Raw genomic sequence first — 21,128 nt, 5'->3', positions numbered from 1 at the left:
AACCAATACTGAAATTTTTTAGTATTACACTTAAGGGCGACATCTGATGTCGCCCTTTGTTTTACGCTAAACATTGCTTACATGCACAAAAAGCATACATTAAATGCTCAAGTTTCATTTTATTCATAGACAAAGAAGACATACACTTAGCAGCAGTTGATATCTTGCTGCATGTGACCCAGAGTCACGCTACCGCACAATCGGAGAACCTTATGTTTAATGCTCTAGTTCTAAATCAAGAAGACAAACGTACTATCGCTAGCATCGAGCAAATCGATGAAACACAACTGCCTGAAGGCGACGTTCTGATTGACGTTGATTACTCATCGTTGAACTACAAAGACGGTCTTGCAATTACAGGTAAAGGTAAAATCATCCGTAACTTCCCGATGGTGCCGGGTATTGACCTAGCAGGTACGGTAGTAAGCTCAGAAGACGACCGCTACCAAGCAGGCGACAAAGTTGTTCTTACTGGTTGGGGTGTGGGTGAAAACCATTGGGGCGGTATGTCTCAACGTGCTCGTCTAAAAGCGGATTGGCTAGTACCACTACCAAAAGGTCTGGACAGCAAGAAAGCCATGATGGTTGGTACTGCTGGTTTCACTGGCATGCTGTGTGTTCAAGCACTGCTTGATGCAGGCATCAAACCTGAAAATGGTGAAATCCTAGTAACTGGCGCAAGTGGCGGTGTAGGCTCAGTAGCTGTGACGCTTCTAGCACAGCTTGGCTACAAAGTGGCAGCCGTGACAGGTCGTGTTGAACAAAATGGTCCGCTACTAGAAAAGCTAGGAGCTAGCCGCATCATCGACCGTGTTGAGTTTGAAGAACCAGCACGTCCGCTTGAAAAGCAAGTATGGGCAGGTGCGGTTGATACCGTAGGCAGCAAAGTGCTAGCAAAAGTATTGGCGCAAATGGATTACAACAGTGCAGTCGCAGCTTGTGGTCTTGCAGGTGGCTTCGATCTACCGACGACAGTGATGCCATTCATTCTACGTAACGTTCGTCTACAAGGTGTGGATTCTGTTTCATGCCCATTTGAAAAACGTACTGCAGCATGGGAAAAATTGGTAGAACTACTACCAGACAGCTACTTCGAGCAAGCTTGTACTGAAGTAGAGCTAGCAGAAGCACCAAAATACGCTGAAGACATCACAAACGGTCAAGTAACTGGTCGTGTGGTTATCAAGTTATAAGCGCTAACTCTTCGATAGAATAAACAAAGCCGGGTCATTGCCCGGCTTTTTGCTATTTCGATTTTTGGAGAAATCAGTCCAACCCCATATCTTCAATTCGTTTAGCAATAAGACGACTACATTCTTCACGAACTACTGCACGCAACCATTCTTGAGCGGGAGAGTGTTCGCAACGTGCGTGCCAAATCATCGAATATTCAAACGGCGTGAATTGGAATGGTAATGGCTTCACTACTAAGTCATAGCGATCAGCAACCAAGTACGCTAAATCGGCAGGCACGGTAATAATAATTGGCAGAGTATCAACGATCGCCAGCGCCGCTTCCAAGTGATAAGCGCGTAATACCATCTGACGTTGCGGCTTCTCCACGAGCGCTTGTTCAATCAGCGCTTTAACCCCATCACTAATGGCAATCATGGCATGCGGATGACTGAGATAATCATCCAGACTCATCTCTTTCTCAGCTAGCGGATGCTGCTTAGATAGCATACACAACACACCAACTCGCCCTAACACTTCACTGCGTAATGGCTCCACTGGACCTGTTGGACGACAAATCGCTAAGTCCGCGCCTTCATATGTTAATTGATCAGATAAGCGGTCATGTTGCAGCGGCAAGAAGTTAAACGACACATTCGGTGCTTCTTGATAGATACGCGGCAACGCGAAGGGCAGAATGGTTTGCATCGCGTAATCAGTTGTCGCGATATTAAACGTCTGATCACAACTGCGTGGATCAAACTCACGTGGAGAAAGCAATTGGCGTAGTGACTCCAAAGGCTCACCCAAAGAGCGATCAATTTCTAACGCTTTTTGAGTTGGGATCAAGTGCTGACCTTGACGAGTAAACAGTGGGTCACCAAGCAGATCACGTAAACGCCCTAGCACACGACTCATTGCCGATTGGCTTAAATTGAGGCGAGTTGCTGCTTTACTGACACTGCTCTCTTCAATCAGCACACGTAATGCGACCAATAAATTCAGGTCTCGACGATAGATGTCTTCTAATTCCACGATTTGCCACTTAACATGTAGAGGATTTAGGTAAATTGTACTCTTCAGGCAAAAAAAATCCCGCCTTTCAGCGGGGAAGCCCAAGAAAAATGGGGATAGTGTCGGAATGAAGTGTCGTTAAACTTGGTGAGCGGTATATCAATAGGTTCCGATTACAGCAAGAAGCGCTAATTTTCTTGCTCTGATGCACCTGACCATTTGTGCATCTCAATCCAAATCCCAATAATCGTTGCACTCATGCCTACAAGAGGCATCAATGAAGTTTCACCTGGCGTCCTAAGTACCAATGCACAGAACGAGATAAAACATAAAACCGAATAGATGGTTAGTCTGTCTAACGCTGTTAACATCGTCTCTCCTTGCCAGTTGTTACCAAATTGTTAATTTAAGGTAAATCAAAAAATTCGGTTTGCCAAGTGGTTATTGAATATTTTTTCAACGAAAGTAAAATTCAACGCTCAGTTAGTTACGAGAATCACACTATGAGCTTTAATCCTGAACTGGCGACCAAGACATTAGAGGCGGAAGGATTACGCTGCCCAGAGCCAGTGATGATGGTCAGGAAGACAATTCGAAACATGCAAGATGGTGAGGTATTGCTAGTTAAAGCAGACGACCCATCCACAACTCGAGATATCCCGAGTTTCTGTCGATTTATGGATCACCAGCTGATTGCGGCACAAACGGAACAGCTTCCATACCAGTACCTGATCAAGAAAGGTTTGGAATAATCTCAGCAAGATCAAAAACGGCAGCCCAATTGGCTGCCGTTTGTTTATTCATCGTATTCTAGTGTGCGAACTTCAGATTGTAGCTTGTTCAGTTGCTTTCTCATTGCACGCATCTCTTCATGCATCGGAATAATATGCGCGACCCGAATCCAAGCCTCTACTGTTAGACCAGTAAGGATGAAGGTCCCTGCAACAATCGGCAACCACATATCGGTCAACACCATTGCCAATAAGCACAGCGCTAAACCAAAGGTGAATAAATAACTCTGACTCTTTGGGGTCATCCCCATGTAACGTGTAAGCATAACCTTGCCCTCTCGCTATCATTCACACCATTAAAGTACCATGACAAGTATGACACTAATATGTCATCCGTCACGGTCCTGAATGATTTTGAACCAGAGTTTGAACTCATGCATAATTTCACTAGTTATTGATAATTAACACGATTTGTCTTTAAGATGATCAGAAAAATGCTGCGCCAATAGCAAGGGCAATAAATAGGAAAGCGGTCACCTTACGAATCAATCCTAAAGGCATCTTATCCGCCGATAGCTTGCCGATTAAAACCACGGGAACATTGGCAAGCAACATGCCGATCGTGGTACCAAGAATCACCCAACTCAATGCATCTGCGTATTGCGCACCCAAGATAGAAGTTGCAATCTGAGTCTTGTCGCCAATCTCCGCAACGAAGAAAGCAATAAAACTCGCAATGAATGGACCACGGTTGGAGATCTGTTCGTCATCATCCAGTTTATCTGGGATCAGCACCCAAGCCGCCATGGCGACAAAACTAACCACCAGCACCCATTTTAAAACCTCAGGCGAAAGGTAATCTGCCACAACCACACCTAACCATGCAGCCAAAGCGTGGTTGGCAATGGTTGCCAAAAAGATTGCGGCAATAATAGGGATTGGCTTGCGGTAACGACTGGCAAGTAATAGAGATAGCAATTGGGTCTTATCGCCAATTTCTGCTAACGCTACAGTAGTAATTGAAATAGCTAAAACGCTCACGACATGCTCATTGGGGCGGGATAATTATTTTTAACCTAAGACAAATCTCACGCCCCACCCCGGTTCATGATGATTTGTCTAAGGTCTTGCTAAACTCATCGGGTTGATGAGTCTCGAACGCCATGGTGATTTTGCACCAATTATGTTGACGAACGAACCAGATGAAATAGGCATTTCATCGAGTAAGCTACTCCCCAAAGACAGGCGCAATTCTAGCCACCTTTGCTCATCACCTCAAGAGTGAAAGCCAGTGAAAACTCCCTTTTAGGAAAAATTCAGCAGATAAAGCGGTAAAAATCCATTAAAGGAGAAAATTGCCCACGAATTAATCAAGATTAGCTCTACTCCCATGCTCAATATCTGGGTATACTTGATTGTTATTTTATTCAACCGTAATTACTTTGAATCGCTATTGTTGAGGCTATAAAACCCAGCAAAAGAGACGAATTCACAAGTAATAAGAGAATCGCGCGAACCTGACTTATGCAAAAATACGATATCAAAACCTTCCAGGGAATGATCCTCGCGCTGCAGGATTATTGGGCTCAAAATGGTTGTACCATTGTTCAACCGCTAGATATGGAAGTGGGTGCGGGTACCTCTCATCCAATGACATGTCTACGAGCACTTGGCCCAGAGCCAATGTCTACAGCTTACGTACAACCTTCACGTCGTCCTACCGATGGTCGTTACGGTGAAAACCCTAACCGTCTACAGCACTACTACCAATTCCAAGTAGCGCTAAAACCATCACCAGACAATATCCAAGAGTTGTACCTAGGTTCTCTAGAAGTTCTTGGTATTGACCCACTTGTTCACGATATCCGTTTCGTAGAAGACAACTGGGAAAACCCAACACTAGGCGCATGGGGTCTAGGCTGGGAAGTTTGGCTAAACGGCATGGAAGTGACCCAGTTTACTTACTTCCAACAAGTTGGCGGTCTTGAGTGTAAGCCAGTAACTGGTGAGATCACTTACGGTATCGAACGTCTAGCAATGTACATCCAAGAAGTAGACTCTGTTTACGACCTAGTTTGGAACATCGCACCAGACGGCAGCAAAGTGACTTACGGTGACATCTTCCACCAAAACGAAGTAGAGCAATCGACTTACAACTTCGAGCACGCAGACGTTGACTTCCTATTTGGTTTCTTCGAACAGTGTGAGAAAGAGTGTAAAGAACTGCTTGAGCTTGAAAAACCACTGCCACTACCGGCTTACGAGCGCATTCTAAAAGCTGGTCACGCATTCAACCTACTAGACGCACGTAAAGCGATCTCAGTAACTGAACGCCAACGTTACATCCTACGCATCCGCAACCTGACGAAAGCAGTTGCAGAAGCATACTACGCATCGCGTGAAGCTCTTGGCTTCCCAATGTGTAAGAAAGAACAAGCGTAAGGGGTAGAGTAACATGGCAAAAGAATTTCTAATCGAGCTAGGCACAGAAGAGCTACCACCAACGCAACTTCGCACTCTAGCTGAAGCATTCGCAGCAAACTTCGAAGCAGAACTAAAAGGCGCTGAGCTTGCTCATGAAGGCGTTAAATGGTTCGCGGCACCTCGTCGTCTTGCACTTAAAGTAGCAGCACTAGCAGACAGCCAGTCTGACAAAGTTGTTGAAAAGCGTGGTCCTGCGGTTTCTGCAGCGTTTGACGCGGAAGGCAACCCAACAAAAGCGGCTCAAGGCTGGGCACGCGGTTGTGGCATCACGGTTGACCAAGCAGAGCGCATGGTAACAGACAAAGGTGAATGGCTACTGTTCAAACAAGAAGTGAAAGGTCAGCCAACGTCTGAGATCGTAGTTGAACTTGCAGCGAAAGCACTAGCAAACCTACCTATCGCAAAACCAATGCGCTGGGGTAACAAAACGACTCAATTTATCCGTCCAGTTAAGACGCTAACCATGCTAATGGGCAGCGACCTAATCGAAGGCGAGATCCTTGGTGTCGCTTCAGACCGCACTATCCGTGGTCACCGCTTCATGGGTGAGCAAGAGTTCACTATCGATTCTGCTGAACAATACCCTGCGATCTTAGAAGAGCGCGGTAAAGTAATGGCAGATTACGAAGCGCGTAAAGCAATCATCCTAGCTGACGCACAAAAAGCAGCAGCAGCGGTTGGCGGTATCGCTGACCTAGAAGATGACCTAGTAGAAGAAGTAACGTCTCTGGTTGAATGGCCAGTAGTACTAACAGCGAAGTTCGAAGAAGAGTTCCTAAAAGTGCCTTCTGAAGCGTTGGTTTACACCATGAAAGGTGACCAGAAGTACTTCCCTGTTTATGACGAAAACAAGAAGCTACTACCTAACTTCATCTTCGTATCGAACATCGAATCAAAAGAGCCTCGTTACGTAATCGAAGGTAACGAGAAAGTAGTTCGCCCTCGTCTTGCTGACGCAGAGTTCTTCTTCAACACAGACCGTAAGCGTCCGCTTATCGACCGTCTGCCTGAACTAGAGCAAGCGATCTTCCAAAAGCAACTGGGTACGATCAAAGACAAAACAGACCGCATCACAGAACTTGCTGGCTACATTGCTGAGCAAATCGGTGCTGACGTTGAGAAATCAAAGCGTGCTGGTCTACTAGCAAAATGTGACCTAATGACCTCAATGGTATTCGAATTCACGGATACTCAAGGTGTTATGGGCATGCACTATGCTCGCCACGACGGTGAAGCAGAAGAAGTTGCAGTAGCACTGAACGAGCAATACATGCCTCGTTTCGCAGGTGATGAACTGCCATCAAACGGCGTTTCAACTGCAGTTGCAATGGCAGACAAGCTAGACACTATCGTAGGTATCTTCGGTATTGGTCAAGCGCCTAAAGGCAGCGACCCATTCGCACTACGCCGCGCATCTCTAGGTGTACTACGTATCATCGTTGAATACGGCTACAACCTAGATCTTGTTGACCTAGTTGCGAAAGCGAAGTCACTGTTTGGCGATCGCCTAACCAACGACAACGTTGAGCAAGACGTTATCGAGTTCATGCTTGGTCGTTTCCGTGCTTGGTACCAAGACGAAGGCTTCAGCGTAGACATCATTCAAGCGGTTCTAGCTCGTCGTCCGACTAAACCAGCAGACTTCGACCAACGTGTTAAAGCGGTTTCTCACTTCCGTGAACTAGAAGCAGCAGAGTCTCTAGCAGCAGCGAACAAACGTGTAGGTAACATCCTAGCGAAATTCGACGGCGAACTAGCAGCAGACATCGACCTAGCACTTCTACAAGAAGACGCAGAGAAAGCACTAGCAGAAAGCGTTGAAGTAATGACGGAAGCGCTTGAGCCAGCATTTGCTACAGGTAACTACCAAGAAGCCCTAAGCAAGCTAGCTGACCTACGTGAACCAGTTGACGCGTTCTTTGATAACGTAATGGTAATGGCAGACGACGAAGCACTTAAGAAGAACCGTCTGACACTACTGAACAACCTGCGTAACCTGTTCCTACAGATCGCAGACATTTCTTTGCTTCAAAAGTGATTCATTACTCTTAGAAGTGATTAAGAAATAAGTAAAAGGGAAGCAGATGCTTCCTTTTTTGTTGCCTTCAAACCGATGAAGGTGAAGCTTATTATTCATTTTGTGAACAAGACTAAAATTTGTAGGGTGAGACACGTTTAACTTGTTGGTGTAGAGCTCGGATTGTAGAGGCACAGTTTTGCTATAACTGGACTGTTTATTCGGGGGAAGGACACAATGAAAAAAACAATTCTCGCACTCTCTATCGGTCTACTGAGCGCCTGCAGCCAGATTCCAGAAAATGCCATCGTATTAAGCGTTGGTGATGATACCGCTGTTTTTGAGGAAAACTCGCAAGGCTTACTTGTCGCCGAGCAAAAACTCGAAAAAGGCAGTTATAGCTTTACCATTGCTGACAGCAAGCAAAGCTGTGGCAGTAGCTTTGCCCTAGCAGAAGAAGATCGCATCAAGTTCAATCGTCCATTAAAAATGGATAACTGCGCCACTGATGCACAAATGCCGCTGCGCATCTTCAAAGCCAATACCTATCAATTTACGCTCAATCCAACCACCAACGAGCTGACGGTCAAAATCAAACCAAAGCAGAGTCAGGACATCACCTACTCTTGCCCTGTCGCAACTGACACGCCAAAAACCATCAATGTTGCTCAAACCTTTAATGATGGCACTGTCGTTCGCGATGCCTTAACCGGACAAGAAGCCACAGTCGCCAATGGCAGCGTCACCATGCAGCCAGGTCCTATGAGCCAAGGTCTATTGCTGCTAGAAGAAGTTGAACAGCAAGCCGATAAACCGTTCAGTTGGGATAACGCAACGGTGTACTTCGTCATGACTGACCGCTTCTACAATGGCAACCCAGACAACGACAACAGCTACGGTCGCAGCAAAGACGGAAAATATGAGATTGGTACCTTCCACGGTGGTGACTTAGCGGGTCTAACGAAAAAACTCGATTACATCGAATCACTTGGTGTGAATGCTATCTGGATAACCTCACCACTGGAACAGATCCACGGCTGGGTTGGCGGCGGCGATAAAGGCGACTTTAAGCACTACGGCTACCACGGCTACTATCACCAAGATTGGACCAAGCTTGATGCCAACATGGGTACCGAAGATGAACTCAGAACCTTCGTCGATACTGCCCATAAGAAAGGTATCCGCGTGATTTGGGATGTAGTCATGAACCACACAGGTTATGCGACATTAGCAGACATGCAGGAATTCGGATTTGGTCAGCTTTACCTTGATGACCAAGAAGCCAAAGAAGTCCTTGGTGAAAAATGGACCGACTGGCAGCCAAAATCAGGACAAAGCTGGCACAGCTTCAACGACTACATCAAATACGGTGATAGCGAAGCGTGGGATAAATGGTGGGGCAAAGATTGGATCCGCACCGACATTGGCGACTACGATGCTCCGGGCTACAACGACATCACCATGTCTTTGAACTACCTACCGGATCTCAAAACCGAATCGACTCAGAAAACCGGATTACCAAACTTCTTCCGCAATAAAGACACCAATGCGCAAGATAAGCTGCAAACCCCACGTGAACACCTGATTACCTGGTTATCCGATTGGGTGCGCGACTACGGCATTGACGGCTTCCGTGTCGACACCGCTAAACACGTTGAAATGGAAGCGTGGGCAGAGCTGAAAGCCAGCACCACCCAAGCACTTGCTCAATGGAAGCAAAACAACCCGGACAAAGCCTTGGATGACCTACCTTTCTGGATGACAGGTGAAGTGTGGGCACACAGCGTGGTGAAGAGTCCGTATTTCGATAACGGCTTCGATTCCATCATCAACTTCGAGTTCCAATCTGATGTGGCACCAAAAGCGCTGAAGTGTTTCGCTCAACTTGATAATGATTACCGCCGCTATGCAGAGCGCATCAATACAGATCCTGAATTCAATGTGTTGAGCTACCTGTCTTCACACGATACACAGCTGTTTTGGTCAGCTCGCAGCCGCAGCTTTGATGACCAAGCACGTGCAGCAAATGCTCTGATGCTGGCTCCCGGTGCAGTACAGATCTATTATGGTGATGAGATAGCTCGTGATTTTGGCATTACTGGTTCAGATGCTCACCAAGGCACACGCTCAGATATGCCATGGGATAAGATTCATGGCGAGCGTGAAGATCTACTGCAACATTGGCAAAAGTTGGGTGAATTCCGTAAACGCCACCCAGCAGTTGCTCAAGGTAAGCACATCACTCGCAACCAAGAAGGTTACTACGCATTCGAACGACAATACCAAGACGACAAGGTGTTGATTGTTTACACCGGTGAGTAAATCACACTCTCTCCACCAGCAAGGGAAGCATAAGCTTCCCTTTTTTATTGCTCTTTTTGCCTTTTTATCTCGTACCTCTGGTCTGATGACACACTTTTTTCTTTTTCGGCTTAATTCACACTTTGCGTTAATTACGCATTGAGGTAAGGTCAAGGATTACTCGATAAGCCGATAAAACATCGGCACAAACATACACAAAGCAATCACAATGAATTAGGTATAACGACAAATGCAGTTCTCTAAGTTTGGTGAAAAATTTAATCAGTATTCAGGTATCACGCAGTTAATGGACGATTTGAATGATGGTCTGCGCACACCAGGTGCCATCATGCTCGGTGGAGGTAACCCTGCCGCCATTCCTGCCATGCTCGATTACTTTCGCCAAGCCAGTGAGGAAATGCTCGCCAGTGGTGAACTCGTCGCCGCCCTCGCCAACTATGATGGTCCGCAAGGCAAAGACGCGTTCGTTAAAGCGTTGACTCAGTTATTCCGTGAAACTTACGGCTGGGATATTTCCGAGAAAAACATCAGCCTAACTAACGGCAGCCAAAGTGGCTTTTTCTACTTGTTCAACTTGTTAGCAGGTAAACAGCCAGACGGTTCGCATAAGAAGGTGCTACTGCCTATCGCGCCTGAGTACATCGGTTATGGTGACGCGGGCATTGATGAAGATATCTTTGTCTCTTACCACCCAGAAATCGAGCTGCTAGATAACGGGCTGTTTAAATACCACGTCGATTTTGAGCAGCTAACCGTCGATGACTCTGTTGCGGCAATCTGCGCGTCTCGCCCAACCAATCCAACGGGTAACGTACTGACCGACGAAGAAGTACGTAAGCTGGACAAGCTAGCACGTGAGAACAACATCCCGCTGATCATTGATAACGCCTACGGTCTGCCGTTCCCAAATATCATCTTTGAAGATGTCGAACCGTTCTGGAATGAAAACACCATCCTATGCATGAGCCTATCTAAACTTGGCTTGCCGGGCGTGCGTTGTGGCATTGTGATTGCGAGTGAAGAAATCACGCAAGCGTTGACCAATATGAACGGCATCATCAGCCTAGCTCCAGGCAGTGTTGGTCCTGCGTTGGCAAACCACATTATTGGTAAAGGCGATCTGCTAAAACTGAGCTCAGAGGTGATTAAGCCGTTCTACAAACAGAAGTCGCAACGTGCGGTTGAACTGCTCCAAGAAGCGATTACCGATGAGCGATTCCGTATTCACAAACCAGAAGGCGCTATCTTCTTGTGGCTATGGTTTGATGAACTGCCAATTACGACAATGGAACTGTACCAACGCTTGAAAGCGCGTGGGGTCTTGATTGTTCCGGGTGAATACTTCTTTATTGGTCAGAAAGACGAGTGGGATCACGCGCACCAATGCTTGCGTATGAACTACGTTCAAGACGATGAGATGATGCAAAAAGGCATTGCGATTATCGCAGAAGAAGTGGAAAAGGCTTACCGCGAAGGTAAATAGACCGATTAAACTCAGCCGTTCTTCTCTTTGAAATTACTGCTTTGAAATAGCGGATTTGAAAACCCCAAACTAAAAAGAGCGCCCTTTTCCATAATGGAAGGCGCTCTTTCTCATTCTATAACCGTGTAGTTAACTGAAATGTCTTTAGCTGATTAGCTGTTTTCAATCAGGTTGTTGCCACCGATAGCAATCTTACGTGGTTGCATCGCTTCTGGAATTTCACGAACTAAATCGATATGAAGTAGACCGTTTTCCATTGATGCTCCAACGACTTTTACGTAATCCGCAAGTTGGAATTTACGTTCAAAATCGCGTTCTGCGATGCCTTGGTAAACGTAGTTTTTACCTTCTTCTGCTTTACGCTCGCCCTTCACGATCAACATGTTTTCGTTTTGAGTCAAATCGAGCTGATCTTCAGCAAAACCTGCGACTGCCATAGTAATACGGTAGTTGTGCTCGTCTTTTTGCTCGATGTTGTATGGAGGGTAGCCGCCAGAAGTGTTTTTCGCAGAGCTTGCTTCCATCAGGTTAAACAGACGGTCGAAGCCAATTGCATTACGGTATAGTGGTGAGAAATCTACATTACGCATAATCTATCCTCTTTTAAGCAATAGTCTTAGCCCAGATGAGGGTCATCCACATGGCGCATTTATGCAAGAAAACGCCGAGCTAAGGGATCCGATGATTCATTCCTCTGACCTACTCTTTAGGTGCGGGGACATGATGTCGAATCTAGGGTCAAGTTGTGTGCTAATACTGAGTATCCTCTCTTGAGCGATCTCGTTTAGCGATTCCAGAGGCGCTGTTCTTCTCTTGTTGAGCAAGTTAGCGATCCCTCTTCATAACTAGATATAAGGTCGAAAAATGGGCTTTCAAGGGCTCCGGTGAAAATATTTTTAGATCCCCGACTCGGTCACCCCTCCCTATCGAAGCGTTTCCTATTCTTAGAGCGCAGCTCTTCTCGTCTCTCGACTCTTTTATCCGTTTCTACCCCATAAAAAAACGCCACCTCTTGCGAGATGGCGCTTTTAGTATGATTTGACAGAGTCTGTCCGACTACACGTCTAGGTTTGCTACTTTAAGCGCGTTCTCTTCGATGAAGTTACGACGCGGCTCAACTTGGTCACCCATTAACGTTGTGAACAATTGGTCTGCACCCACCGCATCTTCAATGGTTACTTGCATCATGCGACGTGTCTCTGGGTCCATTGTGGTTTCCCAAAGCTGATCTGGGTTCATCTCACCTAGACCTTTGTAGCGCTGTAGGCTTAGACCACGACGCGACTCTTTGATTAGCCACTCAAGTGCCGCTGCAAAGCTTGATACCGGCTGAGTACGCTCACCACGTTTGATGTAAGCGCCTTCTTCTAGCAGACCGTCTAGCGCTTCAGATAGATCCGCTAGTTTGCCGTACTCTTTCGAGTTCAGTAGGTCGATGCTTAGTGCGTAGTCATGAGTCACACCGTGAGTACGTACGATGATCTTAGGTAGGTTTAGACCTAGCTCTTCGTGTTGCTCAACTTCGAAGCTGTATTGGCTTGCGCCTACTTCTTTCGCGTTTAGCTGCTCAACAAGCTGCTTTGTCCACGCTTCTACTGTTGCAGCATCATGACATTGCTCTGCCGTTAGACGCGGCGTGTAGATTAGCTCATGAACTAGCGCGCTTGGGTAGCGGCGGCTCATGCGATCCGCTAGCTTGATACCAGCGTTGTATTGCTGAACTAGCTTCTCTAGCGCTTCGCCTGCCAATGCTGGTGCTTCTGCGTTTACGTGTAGCGATGCGTTATCAAGTGCCAAAGCAACTTGGTATTGGTTCATCGCATCTTCGTCTTTGATGTACTGCTCTTGTTTGCCTTTCTTCACTTTGTAAAGCGGTGGCTGAGCAATGTACACATAGCCACGCTCGATAAGCTCTGGCATTTGACGGTAGAAGAAGGTCAACAGTAGCGTACGGATGTGCGAACCATCGACGTCAGCATCGGTCATGATGATGATGTTGTGGTAACGCAGTTTATCCGGGTTGTACTCATCACGACCGATACCACACCCTAGTGCAGTGATCAGCGTTGCTACTTCTTGAGAAGAAAGCATCTTGTCGAAACGCGCTTTTTCTACGTTAAGAATCTTACCCTTTAACGGTAGGATTGCTTGGTTCTTACGGTTACGGCCTTGTTTTGCGGAGCCGCCTGCCGAATCACCCTCCACTATGTATAGTTCAGAGAGTGCTGGATCTTTTTCCTGACAGTCTGCAAGTTTGCCTGGCAGACCAGCTAGGTCTAGTGCGCCTTTACGACGAGTCATTTCACGAGCTTTACGCGCCGCTTCACGAGCACGAGCTGCATCGATGATTTTCGAACAAACCATCTTCGCTTCTGCCGGGTTCTCAATTAGGAACTCAGACAGTTTCTCACCCATTGCTGATTCAACCGCTGACTTCACTTCAGAAGAAACCAGTTTGTCTTTAGTTTGGCTTGAGAACTTAGGATCAGGCACTTTAACCGAAACAACCGCAGTTAGACCTTCACGCGCATCATCACCAGAAGTTGCTGTTTTCGCTTTCTTAGAGAAGCCTTCTTTGTCCATGAAAGAGTTCAGTGTACGCGTTAGCGCTGCACGGAAACCGGCAAGGTGAGTACCACCGTCGCGTTGTGGGATGTTGTTAGTGAAACAGTAGATGTTCTCTTGGAAACCGTCATTCCACTGCATCGCCACTTCTACCGAGATACCATCTTCGCGCTCAAAGTCGAAGTGGAAGATTTTCTCGATGATTGGTGTTTTGTTGGTGTTTAGGTGCTCAACAAACGCTTGGATACCACCTTCAAACATGAAGTGGTCGCTCTTGTCTGCTTCACGCTCATCAACCAGTTTGATTGAAACACCAGAGTTCAGGAAAGAAAGTTCACGTAGACGCTTCGCTAGGATGTCGTAGTGAAATTCTGTGTTCGAGAATGTTTCTGCACTTGGCCAGAAACGGATTTGTGTACCAGTTTGGTCAGTATCACCAATTACTGCTAGTGGCGCTTGAGGCTCACCATGATGGTAAGTTTGCGTATGGATATGACCGCCGCGGTGGATAGTCAGAACCACTTTCTCAGACAGTGCGTTTACTACTGAAACACCTACGCCGTGTAGACCGCCTGATACTTTGTATGAGTTATCATCGAACTTACCACCAGCGTGAAGTACCGTCATGATAACTTCTGCAGCAGATACTTTTTCTTCTGGGTGCATTTCTGTTGGAATGCCACGACCATCATCCGTAACTGAAACCGAGTTGTCCTCATGAATTGTCACAACGATGTCTTTACAGTGACCTGCCAACGCTTCATCAATTGAGTTATCCACCACCTCGAAGACCATGTGGTGAAGACCAGTGCCGTCGTCCGTGTCGCCGATGTACATACCTGGACGCTTACGTACCGCATCCAGACCCTTCAGTACCTTAATACTCGATGAATCGTAATTTTCAGACATGAGTTTCTCTCTTCTAGTTTTACTCTATCCTGCCATGTTCCACATGAAACAATTTGCCCGTATCGTCCAACATATCGGCGATTTGGCTTTCAGTGATAGAGCTTACAAATACTTGTGCGCCCGTCTCTTTCAAGCAGTCAGCTAGACGCTTGCGACGTTGGCTGTCTAATTCCGACGCAAAGTCGTCAATTAGGTAAATACATTGTTTGCCGGTCATTTCGGTAAGGTGTTGCCCCTGCGCCACACGCAAAGCACACACCATGAGTTTTAATTGACCGCGTGACAAAACGTCTTCAACTGGCGTTCCGTTCACTTTAATGCGCAAATCAGCTTTATTTGGACCACTAAAGGTGTAACCCAATGACTGATCACGCTCGAAATTCTTTTCTAGTATCTCATGATAAGGGGTGTCTTTGTCCCAACCACGATAATACTTTAATTGGATCTCAAATTCTGGCAAAAACGTCTGACAGATAGTTTCCGCTACGGTTTTCATCTGTTCGATGTATAGCGCTCGCCATTGACTGATGTTTTCAGCCAAATGTGCCATTTCTTGATCCCAATAACTGAGTTCACGATAACTTCTGGCCGTTTTAAGCAGAGCATTGCGTTGCTTGTTAAGACGCTTGAAACGCCCCCATGCATCATAAAAAGCAGGCTCGGTGTGAAACACACCCCAGTCGATGAATGCACGACGATGTTTTGGACCATCCGTTAGTAGATCAAATCCTTCTGGATGTATCAACTGTAAAGGCAAAACTTGTGCAAGTTGCGCCAGTTTTTGTCCAGATTGACCGCCTATTTTAACCTCTGTTGAGCCATCACGCTGCTTATTAATGCCGATAGGTAGCTCAAATTGATCCGAGTTCAAAAAACGACCATGAACAAACAGCTCATCGCACTCATTTTGGATAACTCGACCGGTCAACGAACTCTTGAAAGAGCGACCATGTCCGAGCAAGTAAATGGCTTCTAAAACACTGGTTTTACCGCTGCCGTTCGGTCCAATAAGAAAGTTAAAGCCTGCTGATAGGTCAATATCACAGGCTTTAATGTTTCGAAACTGCTGAATGATGAGGCGAGAAAGTGGCATTCAGATGACTTACAGACGAATTGGCATCACCACGTACATTGCACTATCGTCGTCTGCGTTTTCAATCAACGCACTGGCGTTGGCATCCGACATCGACACACGCACATTGTCGCAACGCAGTGTATTAAGTACATCAAGCACGTAGCTTACGTTAAAGCCGATCTCGATAGCGTCACCTTCAAAGGTCACGTCTAGCATTTCTTCTGCTTCTTCTTGCTCTGGGTTGTTAGCAGTAATGCGCATTTCACTACCCGCAAGATTCACACGAACGCCACGGAATTTTTCGTTAGAAAGAATCGCAGCACGTGAGAAGGCTTGACGTAACTCATCACAACTTGCTTCTAGCGTTTTGTTGGTGCTTTGCGGCAATACGCGGCGATAATCAGGGAAACGACCATCAACCAGCTTAGAAGTGAAGATAAAGTTGTTCACTTCTGCACGTACATTTGAGCTGCCAATTTGTAGTACGACAGGCTGTTCTGGCGCATCCATCAGTTTAACAAGCTCTTGTACCCCCTTGCGAGGCACGATAATTTGCTTTTGCGCAAAATCTGCACCGAGCTGAGTTTGAGATACCGCCATACGGTGACCATCGGTTGCCACACTGCGTAGCGTCGTACCGTCGATTTCAAACAACATGCCGTTTAGGTAGTAACGAACGTCTTGGTTCGCCATAGAGAATTGTGTTTTTTCAATCAGCGTACGTAGATCAGACTGAGTCAGTGAAACTTCTACTTCACTCTGCCAATCTTCAATGTTTGGGAAATCGTTCGCTGGAAGTGTTGCCAGTGAGAAACGGCTACGACCAGAACGTACCTGTACGCGATCGCCTTCTAATACGAAGGTAATGATGGAGTCATCAGGTAGACCACGACAGATATCAAGAAACTTACGAGAAGGAACGGTAATGCTGCCCGCTTCAAAATCCCCTTCTAGAGTCACTTTGCTCACCAATTCCACTTCCAAATCGGTCGCGGTCATGGATAACACGTTATCTTCTACTTTAAGCAGTAGGTTACCCAGAATTGGTAGGGTTGGTCGACCACCTAATGCGCCCGAAACCTGTTGTAGCGGTTTGATTAAATGACTACGTTCAATAGTAAATTTCATGCTTGGCTCTTTACGCTGTCAGCTCAATTAATGATTTGCTTGGAATACTGTCATTCTAACCGATTAAGAAGACAGGGTGCGAATCAAGTTAGAGTAATCTTCTTTAATATCGTGGCTCTCTTCACGTAGCTGCTCAATCTTGCGACAAGCATGCAGTACAGTGGTGTGGTCACGACCACCAAACGCATCACCAATTTCCGGCAAGCTATGATTAGTCAGCTCTTTTGCCAGCGCCATCGCCAACTGACGAGGACGAGCAACTGAGCGAGAGCGACGCTTAGACAGCAGATCAGCCACTTTAATCTTGTAGTATTCCGCCACTGTCTTTTGAATATTGTCGATAGTAACGAGCTTCTCTTGCAGAGCAAGTAGGTCGCGCAGCGCTTCACGAACGAAATCAATCGTGATTGGGCGACCGGTGAAGTTCGCGTTAGCAATAACGCGGTTAAGTGCCCCTTCCAACTCACGAACGTTGGAACGCAGACGCTTAGCAATAAAGAATGCCACTTCATCTGCTAGGTGGATTTGGTGGTCTTCCGCTTTCTTCATCAAGATCGCTACACGAGTTTCAAGCTCTGGTGGCTCGATCGCGACGGTTAATCCCCAACCGAAACGTGATTTCAGACGATCTTCTACACCGCTGATCTCTTTTGGGTAGCGATCTGAAGTCAAAATGATCTGTTGGTTACCTTCTAGCAATGCGTTAAAGGTATGGAAGAATTCTTCTTGTGAACGCTCTTTATTGGCAAAGAATTGGATATCATCGATAAGCAACGCATCAACACTTCGGTAGTAGCGTTTGAACTCCTCAATCGCATTGTTTTGCAGTGCTTTCACCATATCTTGCACAAAACGCTCAGAGTGCATGTACACCACTTTCGCATTTGGGTTGTTATCCACAATGGCATTACCCACTGCATGCAACAAGTGCGTTTTACCCAAGCCAGTACCACCGTATAGGAACAGCGGGTTATATGCAGCACCTGGGTTATCCGAAACCTGACGAGCAGCAGCAAGACCCAATTGGTTCGACTTACCTTCAACGAAGTTATTGAACTTATGTTTTGGGTTCACATTAGAGCGGTGGTTGATGTCTGCGATCACTTGCGCGTCATCATCCCACGTTTTATGCACAGGCTTACGGGCTTGCAGCTGAGCGGGCGCTGAAGACTCTGCCGCAACATCCGCCGGCGTTCGTGTCGGTGCCGGTTTTGGTGCTGCAACTCGGCGACTGCCAACTTCAAAGCGTAAACTAGGTACATCATTACCGCAGTATTCTTGCAGTAAGCGATTAATGCTATTCAGGTACTTGTCACGAACCCAATCCAACACAAAGCGGTTAGGTGCGAACAAAGTGAGAGTATTGTCATTGAGCTCCGCTTGTAACGGACGAACCCACATACTGAATTCTGTAGCTGGTAGCTCTTCTTGAAGCTGCTGCAAACATTGCAACCAAAGCGAAGATGACACGGTGCCCCCACTGAGTATTTGAATTATCGGAAAAGACTGGCAATTTTACCTGTTGATAACCAAGATCGCCAGCAATTGATCGATGATCCAGTGAATAAGATCTAAGTTATTCACAATATTTTCGCCCAACTTAGTGAGATCAACACATCTTGCCCCAAATTTGCCCACACATTGATCCACATTTAGGCAAAATCAGTCAGATCGAGTCATTGGTGATAACTCTGTGTATGAATTTTCATTCATCGGCTTATTTCGATCGTCACTCATGCTTCTTTCGATCGTTTTTTCATCATTTATCCCTATATCTTGGCTACTATCTATACCAAATAAGATCTTATTACTCTGAGGTCTAGGTTATTGCACTTGGTTATTTCTTTAATTGAGCTAACTGACAGTAGTATTTCCAACCATAAAATTATGGAGATGTATTATGAAAAACTGGATTAAGGTTGCTGTTGCAGCCATCGCTTTATCTGCCGCCACCGTTCAAGCAGCAACTGAAGTCAAAGTTGGTATGTCTGGTCGCTACTTCCCATTCACTTTCGTGAAGCAAGATAAGCTACAAGGTTTTGAAGTGGATATGTGGGATGAGATCGGTAAGCGTAATGATTACAAGATCGAATACGTAACAGCGAACTTTTCTGGTTTGTTTGGCCTACTCGAAACAGGTCGTATTGATACCATCTCGAACCAAATCACGATGACAGATGCGCGTAAAGCAAAATACCTATTTGCTGACCCATACGTAGTAGACGGTGCGCAAATTACCGTACGTAAAGGCAACGATAGCATCCAAGGTGTCGAAGATCTCGCAGGCAAAACCGTTGCTGTTAACCTAGGCTCTAACTTTGAACAGTTGCTACGTGATTACGACAAAGATGGCAAGATCAACATTAAGACTTACGATACAGGTATTGAACACGATGTGGCACTAGGTCGTGCGGATGCTTTCATCATGGATCGTTTGTCTGCCCTAGAACTGATTAAGAAAACGGGTCTACCGCTTCAACTGGCAGGTGAACCATTTGAAACGATTCAAAACGCTTGGCCATTCGTGGATAACGAAAAGGGTCGTAAGCTACAAGCGGAAGTGAATAAAGCACTTGCAGAAATGCGCGCAGACGGAACAGTAGAGAAGATTTCAGTGAAATGGTTTAGTGCCGACATCACGAAGTAAAACTTCTCTTCTTTTAGGACGCAGGGCTATATCTCGCGTCCTTTTTTAACTCAATGACAAGGTGGAACTTAGTATTCCACCTTTTCTTTTCTCAAGGTAAGTCGTATGGGATTTGATTTTAATTACATGCTGGAGCTGCTACCGATACTGCTCAAGTATCTTGGCACGACCATGGAAATGGCCACATGGGGATTGGTCTTTTCTTTAATTCTATCCGTCATTTTAGCGAACATTCGCGTATTTAAGCTGCCAGTTCTCGACCAATTGAGCCAACTTTATATCAGCTTCTTCCGTGGTACTCCGCTTTTAGTACAACTGTTTCTGCTCTACTACGGCTTACCGCAAATCTTCCCATTTATGGTGGGAATCGATGCCTTTTCTGCTGCGGTAATTGGTTTAACGCTGCACTTTGCCGCTTATATGGCAGAGAGCATTCGTGCAGCCATCATTGGCATTGATCGCAGCCAAATGGAAGCAAGCTTGTCGGTCGGTATGACAACCACACAAGCGATGCGCCGTGTGATTTTACCGCAGGCAACACGTGTCGCACTGCCTTCATTGATGAACTACTTCATCGATATGATTAAGTCGACATCCCTCGCCTTCACACTTGGTGTTGCAGAAATCATGGCCAAAGCGCAGATGGAAGCTTCGTCTAGCTTCCGTTTCTTTGAAGCGTTCCTTGCTGTCGCTCTGATTTACTGGGGCGTGGTGGTTATCCTGACCCGAGTACAGATTTGGGCAGAAGCGAAATTGAATAAGGCGTACGTACGATGATCAAACTAGAAAACATTCACAAACGTTTTGGCGATACTGAAGTTCTAAAAGGCATTGATCTCGACATCAAACAAGGTGAGATCATCGTTATTATCGGCTCAAGCGGTACTGGCAAGTCGACACTTCTACGTACCGTAAACTTCTTAGAGCAAGCAGACGAAGGTCGCATTACCATCGATGACATTTCGGTCGACACACAAAAACACACCAAAGCAGAAGTGCTTGCTCTACGTCGCCGTACTGGGTTTGTCTTTCAAAACTATGCCCTATTTGCTCATATGAATGCGCGTCAGAACATCGCAGAGGGCTTGATTACTGTTCGAGGATGGAAGAAAGATGACGCGTTAAAACGTGCTCAACAGATTTTGGATGACATTGGTCTTGGGGACAAAGGTGAAAGTTATCCAGCGGCGCTCTCGGGTGGACAACAACAACGTGTGGGTATCGGTAGAGCGATGGCACTGCAACCCGAATTGCTGCTTTTTGATGAGCCAACATCAGCTCTGGATCCTGAGTGGGTCGGAGAAGTTCTCTCATTAATGAAGAAGTTAGCCAATCAACACCAAACCATGCTGGTGGTAACGCACGAGATGCAATTTGCCAAAGAAGTCGCTGACAGAGTGATCTTTATGGCTGAAGGCAACATTGTTGAGCAAGGTTCTCCACAAGATATCTTCGATAATCCACAAGATCCTCGTTTGAAAAAATTCCTTAACCAAGTGGGAATAGAGTAAAGATCAAGCATCAAGATCAATCGATCCTTGAGATTTGACTCACACTACGTATAATCGCCCGGTCGGAAT

The 21,128-nt window shown here is 46.2% G+C and carries 18 protein-coding genes; 9 read left to right on the top strand and 9 right to left on the bottom strand.

Going from position 1 to position 21,128, the window contains the following annotated elements:
• Positions 1-212: 212 nt before the first annotated feature.
• Positions 213-1,193 (top strand): MDR family oxidoreductase, encoded by a 981-nt coding sequence (locus tag NL647_RS25135; protein ID WP_005451082.1) that lies wholly within the window; start codon positions 213-215, stop codon positions 1,191-1,193.
• A gap of 73 nt (positions 1,194-1,266) precedes the next feature.
• Here NL647_RS25135 and NL647_RS25130 read toward each other — a convergent pair whose 3' ends face one another.
• Positions 1,267-2,208 (bottom strand): LysR family transcriptional regulator, encoded by a 942-nt coding sequence (locus NL647_RS25130; RefSeq protein WP_009699107.1) that lies wholly within the window; start codon positions 2,206-2,208, stop codon positions 1,267-1,269.
• A gap of 167 nt (positions 2,209-2,375) precedes the next feature.
• Entirely contained in the window at positions 2,376-2,558 is a 183-nt protein-coding gene (locus NL647_RS25125) for a hypothetical protein (RefSeq protein WP_005426049.1), read from the bottom strand.
• Positions 2,559-2,690: 132 nt separating this feature from the next.
• Here NL647_RS25125 and tusA point away from each other — a divergent pair, with 132 nt between their 5' ends.
• Positions 2,691-2,939, top strand: coding sequence for a sulfurtransferase TusA (gene tusA, locus NL647_RS25120; RefSeq protein ID WP_005426051.1), 249 nt, complete (start codon positions 2,691-2,693; stop codon positions 2,937-2,939).
• Positions 2,940-2,983: 44 nt separating this feature from the next.
• Here the strand turns inward: tusA and NL647_RS25115 are convergent, their stop codons facing one another.
• Together NL647_RS25115 and NL647_RS25110 are read right to left on the bottom strand one after the other, a co-directional pair.
• On the bottom strand, positions 2,984-3,244 hold the full coding sequence (locus NL647_RS25115; RefSeq protein WP_005451077.1) for a hypothetical protein: 261 nt from the start codon (positions 3,242-3,244) through the stop codon (positions 2,984-2,986).
• A 160-nt stretch (positions 3,245-3,404) separates the two neighbouring features.
• Positions 3,405-3,959, bottom strand: coding sequence for a TMEM165/GDT1 family protein (locus tag NL647_RS25110; RefSeq protein ID WP_005451076.1), 555 nt, complete (start codon positions 3,957-3,959; stop codon positions 3,405-3,407).
• A gap of 483 nt (positions 3,960-4,442) precedes the next feature.
• Here NL647_RS25110 and glyQ point away from each other — a divergent pair, with 483 nt between their 5' ends.
• The 4 genes from glyQ (at position 4,443) to NL647_RS25090 (ending at position 11,224) form a co-directional block, all read left to right on the top strand.
• Entirely contained in the window at positions 4,443-5,360 is a 918-nt protein-coding gene (gene glyQ / locus NL647_RS25105) for a glycine--tRNA ligase subunit alpha (protein WP_005451074.1), read from the top strand.
• Between the two features lie 13 nt (positions 5,361-5,373).
• The gene (gene glyS / locus NL647_RS25100; protein WP_005378875.1) at positions 5,374-7,440 is read left to right on the top strand and encodes a glycine--tRNA ligase subunit beta; all 2,067 of its coding nucleotides are present in this window, start codon (positions 5,374-5,376) and stop codon (positions 7,438-7,440) included.
• 216 nt (positions 7,441-7,656) lie between these two features.
• Positions 7,657-9,741, top strand: coding sequence for an alpha-amylase (locus tag NL647_RS25095; protein ID WP_253650775.1), 2,085 nt, complete (start codon positions 7,657-7,659; stop codon positions 9,739-9,741).
• A 229-nt stretch (positions 9,742-9,970) separates the two neighbouring features.
• A complete protein-coding gene (locus NL647_RS25090; protein ID WP_253650774.1) occupies positions 9,971-11,224 on the top strand; it encodes a valine--pyruvate transaminase in 1,254 nt (417 codons plus the stop codon).
• Between the two features lie 152 nt (positions 11,225-11,376).
• Here NL647_RS25090 and NL647_RS25085 read toward each other — a convergent pair whose 3' ends face one another.
• The 5 genes from NL647_RS25085 to dnaA form a co-directional block, all read right to left on the bottom strand.
• Positions 11,377-11,814, bottom strand: coding sequence for an Hsp20 family protein (locus NL647_RS25085; RefSeq protein WP_005426066.1), 438 nt, complete (start codon positions 11,812-11,814; stop codon positions 11,377-11,379).
• A gap of 466 nt (positions 11,815-12,280) precedes the next feature.
• A complete protein-coding gene (gene gyrB, locus NL647_RS25080) occupies positions 12,281-14,698 on the bottom strand; it encodes a DNA topoisomerase (ATP-hydrolyzing) subunit B (protein WP_017818155.1) in 2,418 nt (805 codons plus the stop codon).
• A gap of 19 nt (positions 14,699-14,717) precedes the next feature.
• Positions 14,718-15,791, bottom strand: coding sequence for a DNA replication/repair protein RecF (gene recF, locus NL647_RS25075; RefSeq protein WP_005426070.1), 1,074 nt, complete (start codon positions 15,789-15,791; stop codon positions 14,718-14,720).
• Positions 15,792-15,800: 9 nt separating this feature from the next.
• On the bottom strand, positions 15,801-16,901 hold the full coding sequence (gene dnaN / locus NL647_RS25070; protein WP_005451063.1) for a DNA polymerase III subunit beta: 1,101 nt from the start codon (positions 16,899-16,901) through the stop codon (positions 15,801-15,803).
• A gap of 63 nt (positions 16,902-16,964) precedes the next feature.
• Positions 16,965-18,371: a chromosomal replication initiator protein DnaA gene (gene dnaA, locus NL647_RS25065; protein ID WP_005451061.1), complete on the bottom strand. Its 1,407-nt coding sequence runs from the start codon at positions 18,369-18,371 to the stop codon at positions 16,965-16,967.
• A gap of 430 nt (positions 18,372-18,801) precedes the next feature.
• Between dnaA and NL647_RS25060 the strand changes: the two genes are divergently transcribed.
• From NL647_RS25060 to NL647_RS25050, 3 genes are all read left to right on the top strand, one after another.
• Positions 18,802-19,548 (top strand): amino acid ABC transporter substrate-binding protein, encoded by a 747-nt coding sequence (locus NL647_RS25060; RefSeq protein WP_253650773.1) that lies wholly within the window; start codon positions 18,802-18,804, stop codon positions 19,546-19,548.
• A gap of 105 nt (positions 19,549-19,653) precedes the next feature.
• Positions 19,654-20,325: an amino acid ABC transporter permease gene (locus NL647_RS25055; protein ID WP_005451049.1), complete on the top strand. Its 672-nt coding sequence runs from the start codon at positions 19,654-19,656 to the stop codon at positions 20,323-20,325.
• Positions 20,322-21,059 carry an amino acid ABC transporter ATP-binding protein gene (locus NL647_RS25050; protein WP_005451048.1) on the top strand — a complete coding sequence of 246 codons (738 nt, stop codon included), beginning with the start codon at positions 20,322-20,324 and terminating at the stop codon, positions 21,057-21,059. Before NL647_RS25055 ends, NL647_RS25050 begins: the two co-directional genes overlap by 4 nt.
• Positions 21,060-21,128: the final 69 nt, after the last annotated feature.

Origin of the sequence: Vibrio sp. Y29_XK_CS5 (assembly GCF_024181835.1) — a bacterium.
In the GTDB taxonomy this organism is placed as follows: domain Bacteria; phylum Pseudomonadota; class Gammaproteobacteria; order Enterobacterales; family Vibrionaceae; genus Vibrio; species Vibrio harveyi.
This window is presented reverse-complemented; position numbering and strand designations above follow the sequence as displayed.